The following is a 21,753-nucleotide window of genomic DNA, read 5'->3' as shown; positions in this document are numbered from 1 at the left end:
ACCTAACCCGATAACATCCGCCGCACGACATACATCCCATCGACATCGACAAGCTCTCGCGGCGGCACACCAAGATGCGCGATGCCGATGCCACCCACCGCGTCCAATTCGCGCCACACCATCACGACGCTACCCCGCGGCTCATGCCCATGCCAATCGGCAAGCATCGACCACGTTCTCTCACGCACTCCCTTGTTCATGCGCGGCGCCACATAAACACCCGCCGACACCTCCAGCATCACCGACGCCAGAAAGCCGCGAAACCGGTCCGCGACATCAGACGTCACCACCACGACCAGCGCCATCGTTGTCCTCCAGCTTCTCATCCAGACGCAGCACTTGCTTCACGCGATCGATCATCGCGGGAATGACGGCCTTCTTGCGAAACACGCGCGACGCCTCGCGCCGCACGATCCGGTCGATGGTCTGATCGCTCCGCTCGGCCTCCTTCGCAGCGGCGAAAGCGATCGAAAGCGTGATGTCATCGCGAAAGAGATCGGCGATATCGAGAACGAACGCCTGTCCCGAATCCTCGTGAATGAACCCGAGTTGCGGTATCGCCGCGAGCAACTGCACGGCGATGGCCGCCGCTGCCTGCACCGCCGTCGCCGCATGATTGATCGCCTGATTGGGCAGATCGGCGGCCCCGGGATTCGCACGGTCATAACGACGCCCATCCCAGTCGATGCCGAACTGCTGCGCCCGCAGCCGATAGATCGTCTTCACGCGCGCGCCTTCGATGCCGCGCAGCGTGTCGAGATCGCGGTGCGGCAGCACCTCGCCCAGACGCAACGCATACATGTGCCGCGCGACGCTCAGGCGCCTGCGCGGACTGCCCCACAATTCGGCCTGCCGGCGCGCGACGCTCGAACGGTCCGGCATCAGCGGCGGCGCAGTGTAGGTGCGCACGCCGTCGACGCCTACCGCCGCGAGCAAGGTCCCGTGACGCGCGAGCAGACGCAATGCGTCGTGAGTCACACTGCTGCCCGGGCCGAGCAAAATCATCGACACCGATTGATGCGGAATCTGATCGACGTGTTGTCCGCTCGTGAAATGCAGACATCCGTCGATCACGTTCAGCTCACCGCGTTCGAGCCACAAAAGGCCATGACGATCCGCATGCGGAACGCGCGATGTATCGAGTCCGAGCCGGCCCTTCAGCACGGGCTTCTCACCTGACTCACGCCGATATCGACGCCGGGCTGAGCAGCAACATCCCGAACCCGAACGCGCGATGACGCCCCACGCCGCGCATGAGCAATCGCGCGAACGCCTCCGTATTCTCGACGCGAAGATGACCGCTGAAAGTGGCATCCGGACCGGTAATCGTGCGTGACTGGCGCAGTCCGTCGCCTTGCGTGGCCGCCTGTGTCCGCCGCATCACGGCCGTGAGCTGGAAGCGCGTCATGCGCGCTTCCACGAGTTTCGCGGCGCCGGTGGTCTCGAACTGCTCGGCGAGCCAACGTGTGTAGACGCCCTCGCGCGCGAGGTCCTTCTCGTCTTCCCGGCGCGCTTCGGGCTCGCGATACGCATCCCGCTCGCTTCCGTGCTTGCGATCGTTCACTTTGACGCGACGCATGGGCCGCACCCGCACTTCGAAACCCAGCACGCGGCCAGCGTCCCATTGCAGCGGAAACGCGCGCACACCGAGTCCGGGACTTCGCGGCCCTGCATCGAGACCCAGCGCTTCGGCCAGATCGGGAGCCGCGCACAGCGCAGCCGCCTCGCGCAGTTCTTCGGCCGAGTTGCGCGTATAGGCGAGAAGGCCGGCGCGCTCATCGCGATAGTAAAACGGCTTGGGCGCACACGCGCCGAACACGCGATGGAGCGCCGCATGCAATGCGTAGCCGAGATCGCCGCCCGCCGGCAGCCCGCCTTGCCGTGAAGCCCACAGCACGAACTTGCGCGGGTCGGGCTGGCAGTGCATCAGATTGAACGTGGTCATGCGGATCTTTCCAGCGAGTTCGATTGTTTCGGTGAGGCCGTCGCGCGCGGGTCGCTGCCTTCGAGCACCCGCCGCCATCCGCCATGCACGCCGGTCTTCCAGTTGCGTTCGTCGCATACGTCACGCGATTGTGCGTGACGCAGCGCGCCTTCGCCCTCGGGCAACTGAAAATGGAATTCGCTCTGTGCGGGCGCGGGCGCGCGTTGCAGCGCGTCGAGCACGTCATCGGCATCGATCATGTCGACGAACACGCGCGTCGTCGGCAGGCAAGGCTTGCGGCCGATGAAAAGCGGACGCTTCGGCCGATCGAGCGCGACCGCGATGTCATCGAGCGTCGGTTGCTCGTGGGCCGGTTCGAGCCGGATGGCGACGAGCGCATCGAGTCCCGCGTGATATTCGCGATGGCGCAAGTGCGGGCTCTTGTACGAGTCCTCGCCGCCCTGACGCGTCTCGGGCTCGCCACGCGTCGTCCATGCCTCGTCGCGCTTGCCGAGTTGCGCCGTCTGAAAATCGACGAGCCGCGCGCCGCTGGCATCGAGCCGCGTGCCCATCACGAGGCGCGCCTGCAAGCGGTCGTGCAAGGCGAAATCGGCGCGATCGTAGCCGAGCGCATTGGCGATCAGACCCGTCACCATCGACAAGGCCGGGAAGTCGCGGATTACGCCATAGCTGTCGATCGTTTCGCCGCCGAACGCAACGAGCGGTGCGCGCAAGCGCATCAGCAGATGTCGGGGCATCTCACGCTCCTTCGACGATGCGATTCCGAACCCATTTGCCGAGTTGATCGAGCGAGAGGCGCTCGGCCTTCGGTATCGGCGTCTCGTCGTCGAGCGCGAGATAGCGCCGGTCGAGCGGCGCGCCATACGCGGCGTCGTGTTTTTCGATTTCCCGCGCGAGTTGCCCAATTGCTTGACCGCGAATATTCGCGCCCTTCAGCTTCAGCGCCGTTTCGAACGCGCCCGCGAGACTGCGCGGCTGCCAGTCGCCCGTTTCGACGAGCATCAGGCTCGCGTGAGCGAACGGCGCGGTCGATCCGCGCTTCGCGCCCGGACTGACGGTCGCGATGAGATGCAACAAGCTGTTGACGACCTGTCCCGTCAGTTCGCGCCGCTCGGGATGCGCGTCGAAACACTCGGCCATGCCGATGCCTTCGAGATTCGCCACGAGTTGCGGCACGTCCACGACGACATAGCCGTAATAGAGGCCCGACGCGAGTTCCGTGTCGAAAATGCCTGCGGAGCCGCGCTCGCCGGTCTCGCGCAAGAGATCGTCGACGACCGTGAAATAGTCGTTCTCCACCTGCGCTTCATGGACGGTGAACGCGTGCGCGACGTACACGGCGGCATCGCGCGATGCGAGTACATCCGAAGTCACCATGCGACCGAACAGCGCCGCTTCGAGACCGCTGCCGTGCCTGAGCGCTTCGATGTTCGACTTCTCGTCCTTGAGAAACTTGGCGACAGCGGATGCCAAAGCCTTCTCTTCCGGGCATTCGCGCGCGAGCGTTGCACAACGCTGCACGAGATAGTCGACTTCCGCCTTGCCGAGCAGAACGGCCTGTCCGGTTTCCAGCGCATCCTTTCCCTTGAGGCTTTTCCCGCCCTTGTCGAGCAGGCCTGCGTCGCGCAAGGCTTCGGCCGCGGCCTGAGCGAGATTCTCGGGCACGTCGTGTTTGATCATTTCGTCGCGGATCATCGTGAGCGTGCTGCGCGAGCGAATCGCCATCGGCACGCCGAGCCGCGCAAGCGAATGGTGATCGTCCGCCGTGCGCCAGTGGCGTTTGAGACATTGCGACGAAATGCGTGTGCGGATGGCATCGCCCATCGGGAGGCGTTTGGCGAGGCCTGAATCGTCGCGATTGAGGAGCGCGGCGGAGTAGCTTTGCAGCGTGTGGATCTGGACGAAGCGCGGGAGGGCCATGTTCGATTCCTTCTGTTTCTGTTTCTGTTTGAGTACGCGTGTTGATGAATGGCGACGGTCAAGGCTTCTTTGCGCTTTCAGGCTTGGCGCTCGCATGGTCATGAACGAACCTGATGCGCAACGCCTCCGCCCAGCGCTTGCCCTTGGGATGTTCCGCACTTTCGTTGAGAACGAATGTGCCCAGATCTGCCCAGTTCGGCTTGACCTTCCTGCTTTCCATCAAGCGAAGAACACGTTGCAGGAGCGGGAAGAACGCGTCGCCACGCGCGTTGAAAAGCCGCGTGACGCGCGCGTCCGACACGCCCGCCCGCCTTAGCTGGTTTCCGAATTGCGAGCTCGCCTTGTCCGCGCCTTCCTCGGGAATGTGGTGGCCCGTCAGCGCGATGCCGTTGACGATCACGGCCCATCGTTTCCAGCGTTCGACGCTCAACTGGTCGCAGTCCACCTTCGCACGGTGCAATGCGCGCGTGAGGGCCGCAATCTGCTGCACTGTCAGCGCTTCGGCGTCCGGATCGAGACGTTTGAGCGCGACATAATCGGCCTTCATCGAGCCTTCGCCTAATCGGCCCGCATCAATGAAACGGGCGAGCGCTTGCGCCTGAAAAGCAAAGACGCGCCACGTGCTCAACGCGACGCCTTCAATTTGAGTCATTTGAAACCTCTTCGAACGATTCGGATTGCGCGTCGGGGTGCGCGTCGGATTGCGTGTCTTTACGCGCTTCATCGCGCTGCTTCAATACGCGAGCGAGTTGAGGGTGCGCTTTCTCGTAGCGCAAGCCACCGCGGAAACGCGCAAGCGCCGCACCGCGAGCGCGATAAACACGCTCCGCACTGCGGGGTCCCGCGACGAACGCTTGCTGCAACACCTCGGCGGCCCGATCAGCGAGTGCGAGAAGCCATCGATCGTGCTCGCTGACGCGGTCGTCGGCTTCGATCTCGTTGCCCAGATCGTCGAAGAAGCGCCGGTCTTCTCCTTGCTCGAACGCTCTCGCAAAGTTGCCGGCCCGGCTCTTGGTGTCGTCGCTCACGTTCTGATCGCCGTTGCCCAACAGCGCGCACAACGCGCCCCAGAGCGTCTTGCGGACTTCGCCGATTACTTTGATGCGCTCTTCCGCTGCTTTGGCGATCTCGTCGCTTTTTTGCCGCGACATCAGGCGGCGCATGGTTTTGGTTATGGGAATGCGTCGTTCGTGATACCCCTCGGTCTTTCCCTGACCGCGCGTGATACCTTGAGCGAGAATGAACACGCCTTCCGTGCCGTCGTCATCCAGCACTGTGCGGGCGATGTTTGTTGCGCATTCACCCGAGAACGCGAGCGTGCTCGCGAGCTTGTAGTCGAAGCCTTTCGCCGTGATCGAGAGCGCCTTGCCTTCCGCGACGTTGACCGGCGTCCAGGCGTCGCCCGTCATGCCGCAGCGCTCCTTCGCGGCGATGCGCGTAACCTTGCTGCCCGTACCGATCGCGCCGAGCGTTTCGCCTTGCGCCTCTATGCGCACGCGCCGGCACACTTCGATATAGAAGGGATCGAGTTCGGAGAAGGAAAGGCTGGCGGCGCCGTCCCAAGGCTGAAGCCACACGAGTGCGACGCCGCCTTTTTCCTTCAGCTCGACCTTCTCCACAATCCGCTCGCGGGCGCCAAGCAGAAGCTGTACATCACGCGCCCAACGCTTGCCCCACCGTCCGACTGGCACTACGCCGAACGCCGGACGACTGGCGAAACCACCGTTCATCCGCGAAATGCCATAGTTGCCCGCGCCAAGAAAACCCTCTTGCGTCTGCAAGCTGACGAGCGCGAAGATCCAGTCCTCGGCCGTTGCATGAACCATGCGCTGCGCCTTGAGATCGTGATTCCTCGATGTCACCAGCATGTCCAGCGCATCGGGCGTCTTGATCCGCTTCTTCCACGCACGCGTTGCCCCGCGTTCGCACGGCGGCTGCATGAAAGCGGGACGATCGTCCGGCGCGATGAGCGAGAACGCCGCGCCGTCGCTATCGCCGGGTGTCAGCGCAAGCAGAGCGGCGCGCCATTCGTTAGCAGTTTCGTAGGGCGTCTCGCGCTCGGCCGCATGAAGCGCGATTGCCGCCAGTTGCACGAGAAACGCGTGCCACGGATGCCGTTGGTGCGGACGCAGCGCGGGAAAGTCGCACACTTCATCAGCGTTGAAGGCAACAAACAGTTCCGGCAACGTCGCGTGCCGTTCCTGTCGATTGCTGTTTCGGTAGCGAATCAGCGCTTGATCGAGCAAGCTGAATTGAATGTCCATGAAGGGCTCTAGCTATTGTTTAAGCGGATCTTCTCGATCCCGAAACGGCTATACGAATAGCGAGCCGCGCCCAACGCAAACTCGAAACCGCCGTCATGACGGACGATGGAAGTCGGCGTCGCGTCCGGATCGAGCCCGCTCGGCAGCATGTGAAAACGGATAGCGATCTGACGGACGTCCGAGCCGAATGGCCCACGTTCGGGCGGATCGAATTCGACGAGACGATCCGCCGCGCCGAGACGCGTGGCGATGCGCTCGTCGCCGTCCGGGAATGCCAGTCCTTCGAATCCCTCGTCATACAGAAGCGTCTGGAGTTGCGCGATGGATCGCTTGGCGCTCGTGCCACCTTCAAGTTGTTGCGCCAGTTGCTCCCACGACGCGCCGAGTTCCCGTTGTATGGAATGCAGGCAATCGGGATGGGTCGCGCGTTCCACCAGCGCGCGGTTTTCGAGCGGAATCACGCGGCTGGATTGTTCGCGGATCAGGCGGCGCGTCGCTTCGATCATGCGCAGGTCGGGATAAACGCCGCCGCCGCCTTTTAGCCGCCCAAGCCCGTTGCGCGGCGCTTTGAGGCAATCGTCGAACGAGCCGTTCGCGGGTATCAGCACCCACGCGCGCGCTTCATGAAAGCCCTTCGGCCGTTCGTCCGCGTTGCGCTCATGACGGTGCAAACGGCCGATTCGCTGCAAGAGCACGTCCATCGGGCAGATGTCCGTGATGAGCAGGTCCGCGTCGATATCGAGACTTTGTTCGAGCGTCTGCGTGCCGACGACGATGCACGCCCGCATTCCATTGCGCACTTTGCCGACGCGTTCTTCTACTTTCGCATCGAGACGCGGCCGGTCCTGTCGGCTGAAGCGGCTGTGATGCAAGGTTGGCACGCCATCGAGATCGAACAGCCATGCGCGATCGCCGGATGCATCGACCAACGCTTCCACCGCCTTTTGCGTGGCGATTGCGGCCGGCACCGTATTGCGAACGATCAGCACGCGCGCGCCTTCTTGCGCCGCGTCGAATGCAAGGCGGGCGACGCGCTCGTGGTCGTCGATTGCGTTGAGGGTTTGCCAGTGGACTATCTTCGACGCGCCCGAGGCGGGCAGTGCTCGAACGGTACGACCGCTGGTGAGCGCAGGGTACGGCCATTCCAAGGCCTCTTCGATGTCCGACGCCGCGACTTGCTCGCCCGCGCTTGCGATGCGCTGAAACCGCACGCGCTGACTCGACCCAAGCGTCGCCGACAAAAGCAGTGCATGGCCGCCCGTTGCGCAATGCGCCTTCAGGAGTTGCTCCAGCACTTGCGACATATAGGCGTCGGATGCATGAACTTCATCGACGACCAGCAAGGACCGGCAAAGCGTTGCATGACGCAGATGCGCATGTCGCACTTTGAGCGCCGCGAGCAATGCCTGATCGATGGTGCCCACGGCGATCGTCGCCGCGAGAAACCGCTTCGGCGACTCGGCGGCCCAGCGCTGGTGCGCCTTCTCATCGCCGGGAAGATCGGACCACAAGACCTGGAAATCCGGCAATGCGGACTTTTCGTTGCCATCCGCGCTTTCATAGCCCGGCAAGGCGCGCACGACGACCGGCGCATTCGCGGGCCAGAGACGCCCGACGAATTTGCGGACGCGCTCATAGACTTGAGCGGCGGCCACGCGCGTAGGCAGCGCGAAATACAGCGAGTCGACCTTGCCTGCCTCGAAGAGCTTCGCGAACCGCCATAGCGCGGCTTCCGTTTTGCCACTGCCGGTTTCCGATTCGAGTATGAGCAGCGGGCCGAGTCCTTCCTCTCCCAGCGCGCTTTGAGCCGGGTGTGGCGCCTTCACTCCAAATGTGGATTGAAAAGAGAATCCGTCGCGAATCAACTGTGCGCGAAGCGCCGAAGTATCGAGCCCAATGGCTCCGACAGCCTTCGATGCCCGGTCGCGCGCGTCTTTCAGCGTGCGCGCGGAACCCGGTTCGCTGAACTCGAAGAAGCGCACGTCGGAGCCAAGCCAGTCCGCGAGTTGCACGAGGCCCGCGAACAAGTGGACGAAAGCCGGCGTGGACGGCAGCGGTTCGCCGCCGGGTTCGAACGCGAGCGGAAAGTGCTGGCGCAAGGCGTCGCCGATTTGTTTCAGCGTGTTGGCAGGACTGTAGAGTTCGCGACCCGACGCATCCCGCACGGGCCGCCATATCAGCGGATCAACTCCACGTCGATCCTGGACGGGACGACCGTGGTGGCCCAAGCTCGCACGCAAAAGGTCATCGACCCCGCCGTCCCATTTCAACATTGCTTCGATAGGCAGCCCTGCTAGCAACTCTTCTTCCAGGCCGAACGCAAAGACTGCCTCGACACCGTGCCCCGCTTTTTGCGGCCACTCGCGCGGCGCGGAAGCTTTCCATCGTTTCGCCTGAAAGCCGCTGTTGGCTTTACCGAAGTCGTGCAGATAGACGAGCGCTGCGAGCCGCTCGATATCTTGTCCGGTCAATGCGCGGCCGGCGGTGTGGATCAGGGCATCGCGAATGCGCCCGCACTCTGCAATCGCCAGGAAGCACGCCGCGACATCCAGCATATGATCGCAAAGCGGATGAAAGGGCGAGTGCTCGTCTCCGTCGCGCGGGCGCTTGCCCCACGCGATGAAGGTGTCGGTTTGGTTTGCTTCTGCTTTTGTATCCATGCGCCGTCGAGTCGTGTGTAATTGCCTCTTGGCAGAGATGTCACACTGCCGTCATTTAGTTTGGATACCTATTTTTTTACGATAAGAACAGGTCGGCCTCCATACGAATTTGCTGAATTTTCGTGGAGGAATGTCTGATTGTTTGTGCAGCGTCAGTTCGGAGTTGCGATGTTTGACAGCGGTCCGAAGGCTAGACATACTCTTGGCCGCGTGCCAAATTCAGAACATCGATTTGGTCGTTTGTTCTTTTAAATCACGAAGATAGTTGGTAGAGGTTCCTCCGCGTGCGCGGAGATAGACCCTGCATCGGCTGTGTAAAAGGCGGCATGGGGTAGGTTCCTCCGCGTGCGCGGAGATAGACCCGTGAACGTGCTCTCGATATTGGTAGGCGGCGAGGTTCCTCCGCGTGCGCGGAGATAGACCTCGGTGGCGAAATGATCTCGAAACTCTTTGGGGGGTTCCTCCGCGTGCGCGGAGATAGACCCGACGAGGCGCGCATCGATGCGATCAAATCCATGGTTCCTCCGCGTGCGCGGAGATAGACCCGCGCGCGTCAAACGGCATCAACAACCTTTTCGGGGTTCCTCCGCGTGCGCGGAGATAGACCCCGCACTGAGTCGCTCTATATCAACAATCGGACGGGTTCCTCCGCGTGCGCGGAGATAGACCCCAGCTGCCCGTCTTAGAGGCGCACTGGCGCACGGTTCCTCCGCGTGCGCGGAGATAGACCCTCGGACGAGAGTCCGCCGAGTTTCGAGTCTCGGGTTCCTCCGCGTGCGCGGAGATAGACCCGGCGTGAGCGGCGGCGGCATGTTCGCGTTCTCGGTTCCTCCGCGTGCGCGGAGATAGACCGGAGGGTTCTAGATGGCTCTCGATCCACGCATCGGTTCCTCCGCGTGCGCGGAGATAGACCCGTGTGCGACGACGATCAAGCGGTCAAAACGCAGGTTCCTCCGCGTGCGCGGAGATAGACCGTGACCAGAGGAGAAAAAATGTTCAGTGTGTCAGGTTCCTCCGCGTGCGCGGAGATAGACCCGAGGACGAACTCGATGCGCGCTCGCTATTCGTGGTTCCTCCGCGTGCGCGGAGATATACCTCGAAAATCTCCATGAACAAATCCCCGCCGTCGGGTTCCTCCGCGTGCGCGGAGATAGACCGTATGACGATCGACTACAGCACGCTGCTCGGCCGGTTCCTCCGCGTGCGCGGAGATAGACCCGCGCCCGCGATGCTTTTGGACGCCATCGCGCGGGTTCCTCCGCGTGCGCGGAGATAGACCGTACGCTGACAAGTACGAACTGCTGTTCGTATTGGTTCCTCCGCGTGCGCGGAGACAGACCTTCTGGCTATTGCCGAAAAGCATCACGCATTGCGGTTCCTCCGCGTGCGCGGAGATAGACCCCAGTAGACCGCGCAAAAACGCTTAAAGCCTTAGGTTCCTCCGCGTGCGCGGAGATAGACCCCACTCGCCCGCGTAGCAACTTTTGAAGGTGGCGGTTCCTCCGCGTGCGCGGAGATAGACCCACCCGATCGCGCGCATAGCCAAGCCGCTGGTAGGTTCCTCCGCGTGCGCGGAGATAGACCGTAGCGGGACGAACACCCGTGGAGTTTGAATTTGGTTCCTCCGCGTGCGCGGAGATAGACCCCTTGCTCATCTGATTTCCTCGAGCTCGTACGCGGTTCCTCCGCGTGCGCGGAGATAGACCCGCGCCCGATTCGACCCGGCGGCAGTCATTACGGGTTCCTCCGCGTGCGCGGAGATAGACCTCCAACGGTCGAAGTGCTGGAGCAAATCGCACGGGTTCCTCCGCGTGCGCGGAGATAGACCGCCATCGGTAGTAAGAAGCGAACTGCGCAGCCTGGTTCCTCCGCGTGCGCGGACATAGACCCAATAGCCTCGCTGCGGCCCGACAAGAGCGCGAGGTTCCTCCGCGTGCGCGGAGATGGACCCTGCGAGCCGCGATCAATGCCGAATTTGGCGTCGGTTCCTCCGCGTGCGCGGAGATAGACCCTTATTCGGCCTCGCTGCCGCTTTCTTTTGATGGGTTCCTCCGCGTGCGCGGAGATAGACCGTTTCTCGCGATCATTCCTGCGTGGAACCGCGCGGTTCCTCCGCGTGCGCGGAGATAGACCTCTGCTGAATGTGTGCGCATTGTTGAATATTTCGGTTCCTCCGCGTGCGCGGAGTTAGACCGCAGGCTGCGTTTGGTGAAATGTTCACAGAATTGGTTCCTCCGCGTGCGCGGAGATAGACCCGGCGGAATTCCGCCCGCCGCAGGCGGCGTCATGGTTCCTCCGCGTGCGCGGAGATAGACCCCGATGCGGGGTTATCGCGGACCGCCAGCTTGAGGTTCCTCCGGTGCGCGGAGATAGCCCCCCCTTGCCGTAGCATGTCGCGCACGAATCGCGGGTTCCTCCGCGTGCGCGGAGATAGACCCAAGGAGAACGCAGCATGAACTCGCCGCTTCGCGGTTCCTCCGCGTGCGCGGAGATAGACCTTTTCGCGGTCAATGCGTCGAGGTTGAACTTCCGGTTCCTCCGCGTGCGCGGAGATAGACCGCTGGCCCGAGACGAGCAGCGAGCAGTCCACGCGGTTCCTCCGCGTGCGCGGAGATAGACCCATGCCGCGTCCATTCCATCCCTTTCGAGCGAGGGTTCCTCCGCGTGCGCGGAGATAGACCCGAGATTGTCGGGATACGTCGACCTGCTCGCAAGGTTCCTCCGCGTGCGCGGAGATAGACCCTGATCCTCTGTCCAGTAATCGGGTGACGGCCCGGCTCCTCCGCCTACGCGGAGCCCACCGCTCCGGCCAAACCTCACCCCTCAAACCTCCCCCGCGCCGCCTTAACAACCCCCACCACCGCCTCCGCACTCAACCGCGCCGCGATCGCCCTCACATACTCATGATGCCGCGCCTCAAGCGGCGCATCGAGATACTGCGCATGCAGATAGCGAATCAACGCAATACGCCGATGCTTCAACGCGATGCTCCGATCCAGCAGCGCGAGCGCCGCGCCCGCGTCATGCTCCTTGCACACACGCTCGGACAACTGCGCCGCCGCATCGCGCGAAGCATTCATCGCACGATCGCGTGCCGCGCGTCAGCCCGCAGGCGCCACGCATCGAAATCCGCGCGACGCCAGTCGAGTTCGAGCCCGAGACGTTTCGTGCCCTCGCGAATCTTCGGCTTGTGCAGCGTCAGCGTGAGCGCATCGAGCGCGGGCCACTCCTCGAACGAGAGCGCGGCAATCTCCACCGCGAGCGTCTCAAGCAAACGCGTATGCGACTTCGCTTCGAGAAACGCACTCACACGATTGCACCACGCTTCGTAATCGATCAGACCATCGTTCGATTCATGCGGCATGCCGCGATAACGCAGGCTGGCGTCGATGCACACGGGCTGCGGTGCTTCATGCTCATGCTCGTACAAGCCGACGCGCGTCTTCACGATCAACTCGTCGACGATCACGCGCCAGCCTTGTCCGCCAGCTTCGAGCGGTTCGAACGGCTTCATGAGAGCAACGGCGCGGCGGCGTCGAGCATCATCTTCACGAAGTAATCGGCGAAACTGCGGCGCACGATCATCTCGAAGCGATCGCCGCCCAGCGGCACGAGCGTCAGGGAAGCCTTGAAATAATGGCTCTGCGCGCACTGTCCTTCGCTGAAAAGCTTCGGATGCAGATCGAGCGGACAGCCGCGCGAGAGCACTTCGCGCGTCTTCGGACCATCGATTTCGAGCACCGTATAACCGCTGCCGATATCCACCGCCGCCGAGAACTGCCCGACGAACGCCTCGCGCAGCTTCGCTTCGAGCGGCGCGGCACGCGATGCGTCGTGCGCCGTATCCGAACGGACGAGCCATTCATCGGGACCGAGCCACAGCATCGCGTAACCGTTGCCGCGCGCGATGGTGTTCGCCTTCTCGGGCGGCGTGCAGCCGATCACGTTCTGCACCGCGTTCACGAAGGCCGGATCGCGCGTATCGCCACGCACGTTCACGAGTGCGAGGAACGGCCGCTCCGTCAGACGAAACGCCTTCGGCGAACCGCTCTGATGCGCCTTCATCAACGCATCGGCGCCGACGAGCGGAGACTCCTGCCACACACCCTGTCCGCTGATTGCGCGATCGACGACCGTCGAAGAACCTTTGATCTCATTCAACATGTTGACGTGCTCCTTCGCTGTCGTAGAACACCGAACTGGTGATTTTCGCGTTGACCCGCTTGCCGTTCGCGAGCGGAATCATGACCGATTCGCCGATCTTGTCGAGACCGCCCTTCACGACGGCCAGCGCAATCGAGCGCTTCAAAACAGGGCTGTAATAGCTCGACGTGACGTGTCCGAGCATCGGCGCGGTCTCGCCCTGGAACGGACCCGCGACGATCTGCGCGCCTTCGGGCAGCACGAACGAGGGATCGTCGGTGAGCAGGCCGACGAACTGCTTGCGCCCCTGCTTGGCCGTATCCGAACGCGTGAGCGACCGCTTGCCGATGAAGTCCTTCGACTTCGCGACCAGGCCGCCCATGCCGAGGTCGTAAGGCGTCATCGAGCCGTCCGTATCCTGACCGACGATGATGTAGCCCTTCTCCGCGCGCAGCACGTGCATGGTTTCCGTGCCGTACGGCGTGATGTCGAATTCCGCGCCCGCGACCATGAGCGCTTCCCAGACCGCGCGTCCGACGTTCGCGGGCACGTTGACTTCATACGCGAGTTCGCCCGAGAAGCTGATGCGCATCACGCGCGCCGCCGCGCCCGCCACCGTGCCATCGCGATAGCTCATGAAGGGGAACGCCGCGTTCGCGAAGTCGATGTCGTGACACACCTTCTGCAGCACCTTGCGGCTGTTCGGGCCGACGACCGCGAACGTCGCCCAGTGATCCGTCACGGATGCGAGACGCACGCGCATGTCGGGCCATTCGGTTTGCAGCCAGCGTTCGAGCCACGTGAGCACGCGCGCCGCGCCGCCGGTCGTCGTCGTCATCATGTAGTGCTGTTCGCCGAGACGCACGGTCACGCCGTCGTCGAAGATCATGCCGTTCTCGTCGAGCATCAGACCATAGCGGCACTTGCCGACTTCGAGCTTGCTCCACGGATTCGTGTACATCCAGTTCAGCAGCTTCGCCGAATCCGGACCTTGAATGTCGATCTTGCCGAGCGTCGATGCGTCGAGCATGCCGACGCTCTGACGCACCGCGAGCGATTCACGCGCGACCGCCGCGTGCATGTCCTCGCCCGCCTTCGGGTAGTACCACGGACGCTTCCAGTTGCCGACATCCTCGAACATCGCGCCGTTCTCGACGTGCCATTCGTGGATCGCGGTCTTGCGCACCGGATCGAGAAACTCGCCCAGCTCGCGGCCCGCGAACGTGCCGAAAGTGACAGGCGTGTAATTCGGGCGGAAGGTCGTCGTGCCGGTCTCGGGAATCGTCTTGCCCAGCGCTTGCGCGAGGATCGCCATGCCGTTGATGTTGCCGAGCTTGCCCTGATCGGTGCCGAAGCCCATCGCCGTATAACGCTTCACGTGCTCGACCGATTCGAAGCCTTCGCGCGCCGCCAGATAGATGTCCGCCGCCGACACGTCGTTCTGGAAATCGACGAACTGCTTCGGGCCGCGCGTCGACATTTCCTTGTCGCCGACGATCCACAGCGGCAGCATCGGCGCTTCGACGATCTCGGCAACTTGCACGGGATTCGGCTTCACGACGATATGACCCGCCGCGCGCGCCGCTTCCACGCCGCCTTCGGCGCCGATGCGGATGCCGCGCGAGAGCGAGAACTCGCCCGCGCATGCGCCGACGCTGCTTTCCGGTTGCATCGCCTTGCCCGGCACGAAGCACGCTTTTTCTTCGTGCCAGTGCGCCTTGCCGCCCGATTGCGCGAAGAGGTGCAGCACCGGGCTCCAGCCGCCCGACATCGCGACGAGATCGCATTGCAGGTCCGTCTGCTTCTGGCCGACCTGACCCTTCGCGAACGAAGCCACTTCCACCGATGCGACGCGCAACTTGCCGCGCGCGGCGGTGACGACCGCGTTGTTCAGCACGCGCACGCCATAGCGACGCGCGGCGGCGGGCAACGTGCCCTTCGATTCGGCCGGACGCGGATCGACGACGGTCACGTCCGCGCCCGCCGCCTTGAGATCGAGCGCGCATTGATACGCGTCGTCGTTGTTCGTGAACACGACTGCGCTGCGGCCCGGCAGCACCGCATAGCGATGCAAGTACGTCGACACCGCCGACGCCAGCATGACGCCCGGCAGATCGTTGTTGCCGAATACGATCGGACGCTCGTGCGCGCCGGTCGCGAGCACGACGCGCTTCGCACGCACTTTCCACATCAGTTCGCGCGTGCCGCTGCGCCGGGAGATCGGCAGATGTTCCGTCAGACGCTGCGTGATCGTGACGAGGTTGTGATCCTGATAACCGAACGCGGTGCTGCGCGACAGAACCTTCACGTCGGGCATCTTGCGCAGTTCGGCTTCGATTTTTTGCACCCATTGCAGCGCGGGCTTGCCGTCGATTTCCGCGCGGCACGACAGCAGCGAACCGCCGAGTTCGCGCTGATCGTCGACGAGAATCACGCGCGCACCCGACAAACCCGCCGCATGCGCCGCCGCGAGACCCGAAGGTCCGCCGCCGACCACGAGCACGTCGCAATGCGCGAAGCACTTGTCGTAGCGATCGGCATCCAGTTGCTTGGGCGCTTCGCCGAGACCGGCCGCATCGCGAATCACTTCTTCGTACTTCGGCCACAACTTGCGTGGCCACATGAAGGTCTTGTAGTAGAAGCCCGCGGGAATGAAGCGCGCGATCTTCTGATTGACCGCCATGCGATCTTTCTCGATGTTCGGCTTCGCGTTCACGCTTTGCGCGACGAGTCCTTGATAAAGCTCGACTTCGGTAGCGCGCGCATTCGGCACCGTGTACGCGCCGGTTTCGAGTTGCACGATGGCGTTCGGCTCTTCGACACCCGCCGTGACGATCCCGCGCGGACGGTGATATTTCCAGCTACGCGCCACGAAGCGCTCGCCATTCGCGAGCAGCGCGGACGCGAGCGTATCGCCTTCGAATCCCTGATACGTCTTGCCGTTGAACGTGAAGGTGACGGGAATCGCACGATTGATGCGCCCGCCCATTCCGAGTCGGTCTTTCTGGCTCATTTCGACGTGCCTCCCTTGTTTGCACCATCAGCTTCCATCACAGCCAGCGGACGGTCGAACGTCTCGTAGCCCTGGATTTCATATGAAACCGTATCGCGCTGCACCTTGAACCAGCGGCGGCAGCCTTGCGCGTGCATCCACTGCTCGCGATGCACGCCGCGCGGATTCTTGCGCATGAAAAGGTAATCGCCCCATTCGCGGTCGGTGAGCTTTTCGGTGTCGAGCGGACGCGCGATGTCCGCTTCGCCGCCGCAGGAGAATTCGGTTTCGGCGCGCGGCCCGCACCAGGGGCATTCGATCAGCAACATGTCTTTTTCCTCGATGCGGTTTAGTGAGCCACGGCAGCCGCGCCGTGTTCGTCGATGAGATGTCCGGTATAGAAGCGCTCCAGCGAGAACGCCGCGTTCAGCGCATGCGGCTCGTCCTTCGCGATCGTGTGCGCATACGCCCAGCCCGAGCCCGGCGTCGCCTTGAAGCCGCCCGTGCCCCAGCCGCAGTTGAAGTAGAGACCCTTCACGTCCGTCTTGGAGATGATCGGGCACGCATCCGGCGACACATCGACAATGCCGCCCCACTGACGATTCATGCGCACGCGCGAGAACACCGGGAACATTTCGACGATCGCCTCCAGCGTGCCTTCGATGATGTGAAAACTGCCGCGCTGACCGAAGCCCGCGTACTGATCCACGCCCGCGCCGATCACGAGATCGCCCTTGTCCGACTGGCTGATGTACGCGTGCACCGCGTTCGACATCACGACCGTATTCACGACCGGCTTGATCGGCTCCGACACGAGCGCCTGCAACGGATGGCTTTCGAGCGGCAGACGCACGCCGGCCATGTCCGCGAGCGTCGTCGTGTTGCCCGCGGCAACGATCGCGACCTTCTTCGCCTTGATGAAACCCTTGGTCGTATCGACGCCCGTCACCTGGTTGCCGTCGCGCCGAATGCCCACGACCTGACAGTTCTGGATGATGTCCACGCCCGCACGGTCCGCGCCGCGCGCGAAGCCCCACGCGACCGCATCGTGACGCGCGACGCCGCCGCGACGCTGAATCGACGCGCCCAGCACCGGATAGCGGCTGTTGAGATTGATCGTCGGCTCGATTTCCTTGATCTGCTGCGGCGTGAGGAACTCGGCATCGACGCCATTGAGACGGTTCGCGTTCACGCGACGCTCGGTATCGCGCACGTCCTGCAGCGTGTGCGCGAGATTCATCACGCCGCGTTGCGAGAACATCACGTTGTAGTTGAGGTCTTGCGAGAGGCCTTCCCACAGCTTCATCGCCTTCTCGTACAACGCGGCCGATTCATCCCACAGATAATTCGAACGCACGATGGTCGTGTTGCGCGCGGTATTGCCGCCGCCGATCCAGCCCTTCTCCAGAATCGCGACGTTCGTGATGCCGTGTTCCTTCGCGAGGTAATACGCGGTCGCGAGACCATGGCCGCCGCCGCCGACGATCACCACGTCGTACTCGCGCTTGGGCTCGGGGCTGCGCCACTGGCGCTCCCAGTTCTCGTGATACGACATGCCGTTGCGCAGCAGGCTGAATATCGAGTAGCGGCTCATGGGTGTTTCCTTCAATGCGAGGTTTAAGCGTTTGGGCTAATCAGCATTCGATGACGTTCACGGCGAGGCCACCGCGCGACGTCTCCTTGTATTTCGTCTTCATGTCCGCGCCGGTTTCGCGCATCGTCTTGATGACCGAGTCAAGCGACACGTAGTGCGTGCCGTCGCCCTTCATCGCCATGCGCGCGGCGTTGATCGCCTTGATCGCGCCCATCGCGTTGCGCTCGATGCACGGAATCTGCACGAGGCCGCCGACGGGGTCGCACGTCATGCCGAGGTTGTGTTCCATGCCGATTTCGGCGGCGTTTTCCACTTGTGCGGGCGTGCCGCCCATCACCGCTGCGAGCGCGGCGGCGGCCATCGAACACGCGACGCCGACTTCGCCCTGGCAACCCACTTCCGCGCCGGAGATCGAAGCCGTTTCCTTGTAGATGATGCCGATAGCCGCGGCCGTCAGAAGGAAGCGCACGATGCCTTCGTCGTTCGAGCCGTGCATGAACTTCACGTAGTAAAGCAGCACGGCGGGAATCACGCCGGCGGCGCCATTGGTCGGTGCGGTGACGACACGGCCGCCCGCCGCGTTCTCTTCGTTGACGGCCATCGCGTAGAGATTGACCCAGTCGAGCATCGACAGCGGATCGCGCAGCGACTCTTCCGAATGCGAACGCAGCGACGCGGATAAATCCGCCGCGCGGCGCTTCACATGCATCGGACCGGGCAACTCGCCGCGCTCCTTGCAGCCGCGCTCGACACACGCGGCCATCACGCGCCATACAGCGAGCAGGCATTCGCGCACGTCGGCTTCGCTGCGATTCGCGCATTCGTTGCGCATCGTCACGTCGGCGATAGACAGACCTGTCTCCTGGCAGACGCGCATGAGATCGTCGCCGGTGCGAAACGGATGCGGCACGGTGTTGCCCGCACGCAGACCGTTCACGCGATCGCCTTCGCGATTCACCACGAAGCCGCCGCCGACCGAGTAATACTCCTTCTCGACGAGCAACTGGCCGCTCTCGTCGAACGCCTGAAAGCGCATGCCGTTCGGATGCACGATGCTCGAACCCGGCGCGCCCGGCATCAGCTTGCGATAGAAGCCGATATGTTCGCGCTCCTCGAACACCACATCGTGCTTGCCGAGCAACTTCAGACGCTTCGTCGCGCGAATTTCCGCGAGACGCGGCGCGATCGTGTCCGGATCGATGAGATCGGGCAGGTTGCCTTCGAGGCCGAGCAGCACGGCCTTGTCGGTGCCGTGACCCTTGCCGGTCGCGCCGAGCGATCCGAACAGTTCGGCGCGCACGCGGGTGACGAAAGCGAGCAGATTGGCGTCTTCGATATGCGACGCGAAACGGCACGCCGCGATCATCGGGCCGACGGTATGCGAACTCGACGGTCCGATGCCGATCTTGAACAGATCGAAGACGCTTACGTTCATTGGCGTGTCCCTTGGGTTGGCGAGGAGTTCCGGTATGGCGCTCATTGCACCAAACCCAGAAAAGACCCGATAGAACAAAAACGCCATCGAAATGGGACCGCGACGTCAGCGCCACATTTGGCGCGACGGCGGCGTCGTTTTCCGTGGAATTTGCGGCGCGGGGACGCAAGCCCGGCGCGCGGTTTTCGCCAAGAACCCGCGTAACAGAGCATTTCGCATCCAGGGCGTTTTTGCGCATCTTCGTTGCACTTTCAGGATGTTTGAGACTCGTCCGATGCGTCACGCGGGCGCGTATCGGTATATTCCCTAGGTCATCAGGCGAGCCACCCCGACACGCTTCGGATCGCTCCTCCTTCCGCCTTTTCATTCGTTTCTGGTGTGCATCGATGGAATCTCACGCCCTACCCGACCAGTTCCTCAAATCCTGGATCTTCGCCTTCCTCGTCGGCGCGGCTGTCGTCGCCGCGCTTCAGGCAGTCGATCTACTTGCAGTCGATCGCGTGCTCACGCGTCAGGCGCCCGTCTGGGCCACGCTGGCGCTGCTCTGCTCGATCGGTCCCGTGTTGCGCTACTTCGGCGTGTTGAAGGCCGAAATTGAGCAGCGCTGGGGCGACTACACGATCGCGAGCGTGCTCGGCCGCGCGACGGGCGCGCTCGTCGGCGGCGCTTTCGCGTGGGGCTTCGCCGTGCTCGGCGGCTGAAGCGCCCCTGTTCGCTTCGTCGCCGTTCACGCGGCCGGCCTCCCGCGAGGCCGGCCGCGTTCCATTTCTGACGCACGCCCGAGGCTCGCGGCCGAGTGTTATGCTCGGCGGATAACGTCCAGCCGCATGTCTCCCGCATGAATGCCGCAGAATCTCTTCCGCCGTCCTCCGTCGACGGTCAATCGAAATCGCGCATCCGCTTCGGCATCATTCTGCTGCCGAACTTCACGCTGACCGCGTTTGCCGGCTTCGTCGATCTGTTGCGCCTGTCCGCCGACGAAGGCGATTTCAGCCGCCCCGTGCGCTGCTCGTGGAGCGTGATCGGCGAGACGCTCGCGCCGGTGCGCGCGAGTTGCGGCATCCAGATCACGCCGTGGGAAACCTACGAGCAGGCGGAGCCGTTCGATTACGTCGTCGTCGTGGGCGGTCTGCTGCATTCCGGCCCCGCGACGAGCGAAGCGACGCTGCAGTTCATCCGCCGCGCGGCCGCGTCGAATGCGACGCTCGTCGGCATGTGCACGGGCGTGTTCTCGCTGATGCGCGCGGGCGTGCTCGACGGGCATCGCATCTGCGTGAGCTGGTTTCACTACTGGGACTTCGTGGAGCGATTCCCGCACGCCGACGAGCAATCGCTCATCGCGGACCGCCTGTTCGTGATCGACCGAAGGCGCATCACGTGCTCGGGCGGGCGTGCATCGATCGATGTCGCGGCCGCCATTCTTCTGCGTCACTTCGAAACGGCGACGGTGCAGAAGGCGCTGCGCATTCTGCTCGTGGACGACATGCAGAAGGGGAATGCGCCGCAGCCGCATCCGCCGGGCCTCGCGCCCGCGACGCATCCCAAAGTGAAACGTGCGATCCTGCTGATGGAGCAGCACGTCGGCCGCTCGCTCACGCTCGACGAGCTGGCGCACAAACTCGATCTCTCGACGCGGCAACTGGAGCGCCTCTTCAAGGCGGAGACAGGCAAGGCGCCGCAAGCGTATGCGAAGCAGGTGCGGCTGCGCACGGCGGCGTGGCTTCTGACCAGTTCCGACAAGACAGTCGCGGATATCGCGTCGAGCTGCGGCTTCTCCGATGCCTCGCATCTCGGCCGCGAATTCCGCAAGCAATTCGGCCTGCCGCCGATGATGTATCGCGAGCAAGGCGGCGCGCCGGATACGTCGGACGCGATTCAGGCAATGGATTACGACGAAACTTTCCCGGGCCGCGCTCAGGCGATCTAGCGCAATCTGTATACGTTTTCCGCGGCTCATCAAACCAAGGAGGAACGGCATGGAGACTCACGGCTACTCACAGGAAGAATGGCAGGTGCGCTGCGATCTGGCGGCGCTGTATCGCGTGATCGGGCACTTCCGCTGGACCGACATGATCTTCACGCACATCAGCGCGCGCGTGCCGGGCCGCGAACATCACTTTCTGATCAATCGCTATGGTGTGCTGTTCGACGAGATGCGTGCATCCGATCTCGTGAAGATCGATCATGAAGGACGACCGGTCGATCCGGGCGCGCGCGACGATCCCACTCGGTATCGCGTGAATCCGGCGGGCTTCACGATTCACTCCGCCGTTCATATGGCGCGGCACGATGTCGCGTGCGTCGTGCATACGCATACGGCGGCGGGCGCGGCGGTATCGGCGCAGAAGCAGGGCTTGTTGCCGATCAGTCAGCATGCGTTGAAGTATTACGGGCATATCGCGTATCACAACTACGAAGGCATTGCGCTGGATCTCGCCGAACGCGACCGCCTCGTCAACGATCTCGGCTCGCATAACGCAATGATTCTGAAGAACCACGGTTTGCTGACTTGCGGCAAATCGATCCCGGAGGCGTTTCAGGAAATGTATTTTCTCGAACGCGCCTGCGAGATTCAGATTCGCGCGCTGGCGGGGAATGCGGAATTGAATCTGCCGTCGCAGAAGGTGTGCGAATTGACCGCAGAGCAATATCGTCGCGATGAAGCCGACGGGATCATGGCGCTGCAGTGGGAAGCGGCGTTGCGAATGATCGAAGGCGGCGCGCGGACCGATTATCGAAGCTGACGCACGCTCCTAAGCGGTTTCCGGCTGCATGGCTTCGCGCCGCCGGAAACCGCGCA

General features: G+C 63.2%; 18 protein-coding genes and 2 CRISPR repeat arrays. Of the genes, 3 read left to right on the top strand and 15 right to left on the bottom strand.

Annotated elements, in window-relative coordinates; genetic code table 11:
- Nucleotides 1-2: 2 nt before the first annotated feature.
- From cas2e to AWB82_RS11035, 15 genes are all read right to left on the bottom strand, one after another.
- Complete coding sequence (gene cas2e / locus AWB82_RS11105) at nucleotides 3-305, bottom strand: type I-E CRISPR-associated endoribonuclease Cas2e (protein WP_086967183.1); 303 nt, start codon at nucleotides 303-305, stop codon at nucleotides 3-5.
- Nucleotides 277-1,164, bottom strand: coding sequence for a type I-E CRISPR-associated endonuclease Cas1e (gene cas1e, locus AWB82_RS11100; protein WP_086967182.1), 888 nt, complete (start codon nucleotides 1,162-1,164; stop codon nucleotides 277-279). Before cas1e ends, cas2e begins: the two co-directional genes overlap by 29 nt.
- A gap of 16 nt (nucleotides 1,165-1,180) precedes the next feature.
- Nucleotides 1,181-1,945 (bottom strand): type I-E CRISPR-associated protein Cas6/Cse3/CasE, encoded by a 765-nt coding sequence (cas6e, locus tag AWB82_RS11095; RefSeq protein WP_086967181.1) that lies wholly within the window; start codon nucleotides 1,943-1,945, stop codon nucleotides 1,181-1,183.
- The gene (gene cas5e / locus AWB82_RS11090) at nucleotides 1,942-2,682 is read right to left on the bottom strand and encodes a type I-E CRISPR-associated protein Cas5/CasD (RefSeq protein WP_086967180.1); all 741 of its coding nucleotides are present in this window, start codon (nucleotides 2,680-2,682) and stop codon (nucleotides 1,942-1,944) included. Before cas5e ends, cas6e begins: the two co-directional genes overlap by 4 nt.
- Nucleotide 2,683: 1 nt before the next feature.
- Nucleotides 2,684-3,865 carry a type I-E CRISPR-associated protein Cas7/Cse4/CasC gene (gene cas7e / locus AWB82_RS11085; protein ID WP_086967179.1) on the bottom strand — a complete coding sequence of 394 codons (1,182 nt, stop codon included), beginning with the start codon at nucleotides 3,863-3,865 and terminating at the stop codon, nucleotides 2,684-2,686.
- A 58-nt stretch (nucleotides 3,866-3,923) separates the two neighbouring features.
- Nucleotides 3,924-4,517, bottom strand: a complete 594-nt coding sequence (gene casB / locus AWB82_RS11080) for a type I-E CRISPR-associated protein Cse2/CasB (protein ID WP_086967178.1) — start codon at nucleotides 4,515-4,517, stop codon at nucleotides 3,924-3,926.
- Nucleotides 4,504-6,129, bottom strand: a complete 1,626-nt coding sequence (locus AWB82_RS11075) for a type I-E CRISPR-associated protein Cse1/CasA (RefSeq protein ID WP_086967177.1) — start codon at nucleotides 6,127-6,129, stop codon at nucleotides 4,504-4,506. The genes casB and AWB82_RS11075 overlap by 14 nt, the downstream gene beginning before the upstream one ends.
- Before the next feature lie 8 nt (nucleotides 6,130-6,137).
- Nucleotides 6,138-8,789: a CRISPR-associated helicase/endonuclease Cas3 gene (locus AWB82_RS11070; RefSeq protein WP_086967176.1), complete on the bottom strand. Its 2,652-nt coding sequence runs from the start codon at nucleotides 8,787-8,789 to the stop codon at nucleotides 6,138-6,140.
- A gap of 273 nt (nucleotides 8,790-9,062) precedes the next feature.
- A CRISPR array of direct repeats spans nucleotides 9,063-11,105; the repeat unit is 28 nt; unit sequence GGTTCCTCCGCGTGCGCGGAGATAGACC.
- 92 nt (nucleotides 11,106-11,197) lie between these two features.
- A CRISPR array of direct repeats spans nucleotides 11,198-11,531; the repeat unit is 28 nt; unit sequence GGTTCCTCCGCGTGCGCGGAGATAGACC.
- A 74-nt stretch (nucleotides 11,532-11,605) separates the two neighbouring features.
- Nucleotides 11,606-11,869: a hypothetical protein gene (locus AWB82_RS11065; RefSeq protein WP_086967175.1), complete on the bottom strand. Its 264-nt coding sequence runs from the start codon at nucleotides 11,867-11,869 to the stop codon at nucleotides 11,606-11,608.
- Complete coding sequence (locus tag AWB82_RS11060; RefSeq protein ID WP_086967174.1) at nucleotides 11,866-12,303, bottom strand: dihydroneopterin aldolase; 438 nt, start codon at nucleotides 12,301-12,303, stop codon at nucleotides 11,866-11,868. Before AWB82_RS11060 ends, AWB82_RS11065 begins: the two co-directional genes overlap by 4 nt.
- Nucleotides 12,300-12,953 (bottom strand): sarcosine oxidase subunit gamma, encoded by a 654-nt coding sequence (locus AWB82_RS11055; RefSeq protein WP_086967173.1) that lies wholly within the window; start codon nucleotides 12,951-12,953, stop codon nucleotides 12,300-12,302. The genes AWB82_RS11060 and AWB82_RS11055 overlap by 4 nt, the downstream gene beginning before the upstream one ends.
- Entirely contained in the window at nucleotides 12,943-15,945 is a 3,003-nt protein-coding gene (locus tag AWB82_RS11050; RefSeq protein WP_086967172.1) for a sarcosine oxidase subunit alpha family protein, read from the bottom strand. Before AWB82_RS11050 ends, AWB82_RS11055 begins: the two co-directional genes overlap by 11 nt.
- Nucleotides 15,942-16,253, bottom strand: a complete 312-nt coding sequence (locus AWB82_RS11045) for a sarcosine oxidase subunit delta (RefSeq protein WP_086967171.1) — start codon at nucleotides 16,251-16,253, stop codon at nucleotides 15,942-15,944. The genes AWB82_RS11050 and AWB82_RS11045 overlap by 4 nt, the downstream gene beginning before the upstream one ends.
- A gap of 20 nt (nucleotides 16,254-16,273) precedes the next feature.
- Entirely contained in the window at nucleotides 16,274-17,518 is a 1,245-nt protein-coding gene (locus tag AWB82_RS11040; protein ID WP_086967170.1) for a sarcosine oxidase subunit beta family protein, read from the bottom strand.
- Between the two features lie 40 nt (nucleotides 17,519-17,558).
- Nucleotides 17,559-18,953, bottom strand: coding sequence for an L-serine ammonia-lyase (locus tag AWB82_RS11035; RefSeq protein ID WP_086967169.1), 1,395 nt, complete (start codon nucleotides 18,951-18,953; stop codon nucleotides 17,559-17,561).
- Between the two features lie 386 nt (nucleotides 18,954-19,339).
- On the opposite strand from AWB82_RS11035, the gene AWB82_RS11030 reads away from it, so the two are divergent.
- From AWB82_RS11030 to AWB82_RS11020, 3 genes are all read left to right on the top strand, one after another.
- Entirely contained in the window at nucleotides 19,340-19,654 is a 315-nt protein-coding gene (locus tag AWB82_RS11030) for a hypothetical protein (protein WP_086967168.1), read from the top strand.
- Nucleotides 19,655-19,791: 137 nt separating this feature from the next.
- Entirely contained in the window at nucleotides 19,792-20,880 is a 1,089-nt protein-coding gene (locus tag AWB82_RS11025; RefSeq protein WP_086967167.1) for a GlxA family transcriptional regulator, read from the top strand.
- 49 nt (nucleotides 20,881-20,929) lie between these two features.
- Nucleotides 20,930-21,697: a class II aldolase/adducin family protein gene (locus tag AWB82_RS11020; protein ID WP_086967166.1), complete on the top strand. Its 768-nt coding sequence runs from the start codon at nucleotides 20,930-20,932 to the stop codon at nucleotides 21,695-21,697.
- The last annotated feature ends 56 nt before the right edge of the window (nucleotides 21,698-21,753 follow it).

This window comes from Caballeronia glebae (genome assembly GCF_001545035.1).
Lineage (GTDB): Bacteria > Pseudomonadota > Gammaproteobacteria > Burkholderiales > Burkholderiaceae > Caballeronia > Caballeronia glebae.
Note: the sequence above shows the minus strand (reverse complement) of the source record. Positions and strands in the feature narration are given on the sequence as shown.

Bases quoted from the DNA above. Each gene is read 5' to 3' on its own strand.
- AWB82_RS11060 (WP_086967174.1), bottom strand. From the start codon at position 12,303: ATGAAGCCGTTCGAACCGCTCGAAGCTGGCGGACAAGGCTGGCGCGTG.
- AWB82_RS11065 (WP_086967175.1), bottom strand. From the start codon at position 11,869: ATGAATGCTTCGCGCGATGCGGCGGCGCAGTTGTCCGAGCGTGTGTGC.
- cas6e (WP_086967181.1), bottom strand. From the start codon at position 1,945: ATGACCACGTTCAATCTGATGCACTGCCAGCCCGACCCGCGCAAGTTC.
- AWB82_RS11055 (WP_086967173.1), bottom strand. From the start codon at position 12,953: ATGTTGAATGAGATCAAAGGTTCTTCGACGGTCGTCGATCGCGCAATC.
- cas5e (WP_086967180.1), bottom strand. From the start codon at position 2,682: ATGCCCCGACATCTGCTGATGCGCTTGCGCGCACCGCTCGTTGCGTTC.
- AWB82_RS11075 (WP_086967177.1), bottom strand. From the start codon at position 6,129: ATGGACATTCAATTCAGCTTGCTCGATCAAGCGCTGATTCGCTACCGA.
- casB (WP_086967178.1), bottom strand. From the start codon at position 4,517: ATGACTCAAATTGAAGGCGTCGCGTTGAGCACGTGGCGCGTCTTTGCT.
- AWB82_RS11030 (WP_086967168.1), top strand. From the start codon at position 19,340: ATGGAATCTCACGCCCTACCCGACCAGTTCCTCAAATCCTGGATCTTC.
- AWB82_RS11035 (WP_086967169.1), bottom strand. From the start codon at position 18,953: ATGAACGTAAGCGTCTTCGATCTGTTCAAGATCGGCATCGGACCGTCG.
- cas7e (WP_086967179.1), bottom strand. From the start codon at position 3,865: ATGGCCCTCCCGCGCTTCGTCCAGATCCACACGCTGCAAAGCTACTCC.
- AWB82_RS11070 (WP_086967176.1), bottom strand. From the start codon at position 8,789: ATGGATACAAAAGCAGAAGCAAACCAAACCGACACCTTCATCGCGTGG.
- AWB82_RS11025 (WP_086967167.1), top strand. From the start codon at position 19,792: ATGAATGCCGCAGAATCTCTTCCGCCGTCCTCCGTCGACGGTCAATCG.
- AWB82_RS11050 (WP_086967172.1), bottom strand. From the start codon at position 15,945: ATGAGCCAGAAAGACCGACTCGGAATGGGCGGGCGCATCAATCGTGCG.
- AWB82_RS11040 (WP_086967170.1), bottom strand. From the start codon at position 17,518: ATGAGCCGCTACTCGATATTCAGCCTGCTGCGCAACGGCATGTCGTAT.
- AWB82_RS11020 (WP_086967166.1), top strand. From the start codon at position 20,930: ATGGAGACTCACGGCTACTCACAGGAAGAATGGCAGGTGCGCTGCGAT.
- cas2e (WP_086967183.1), bottom strand. From the start codon at position 305: ATGGCGCTGGTCGTGGTGGTGACGTCTGATGTCGCGGACCGGTTTCGC.
- AWB82_RS11045 (WP_086967171.1), bottom strand. From the start codon at position 16,253: ATGTTGCTGATCGAATGCCCCTGGTGCGGGCCGCGCGCCGAAACCGAA.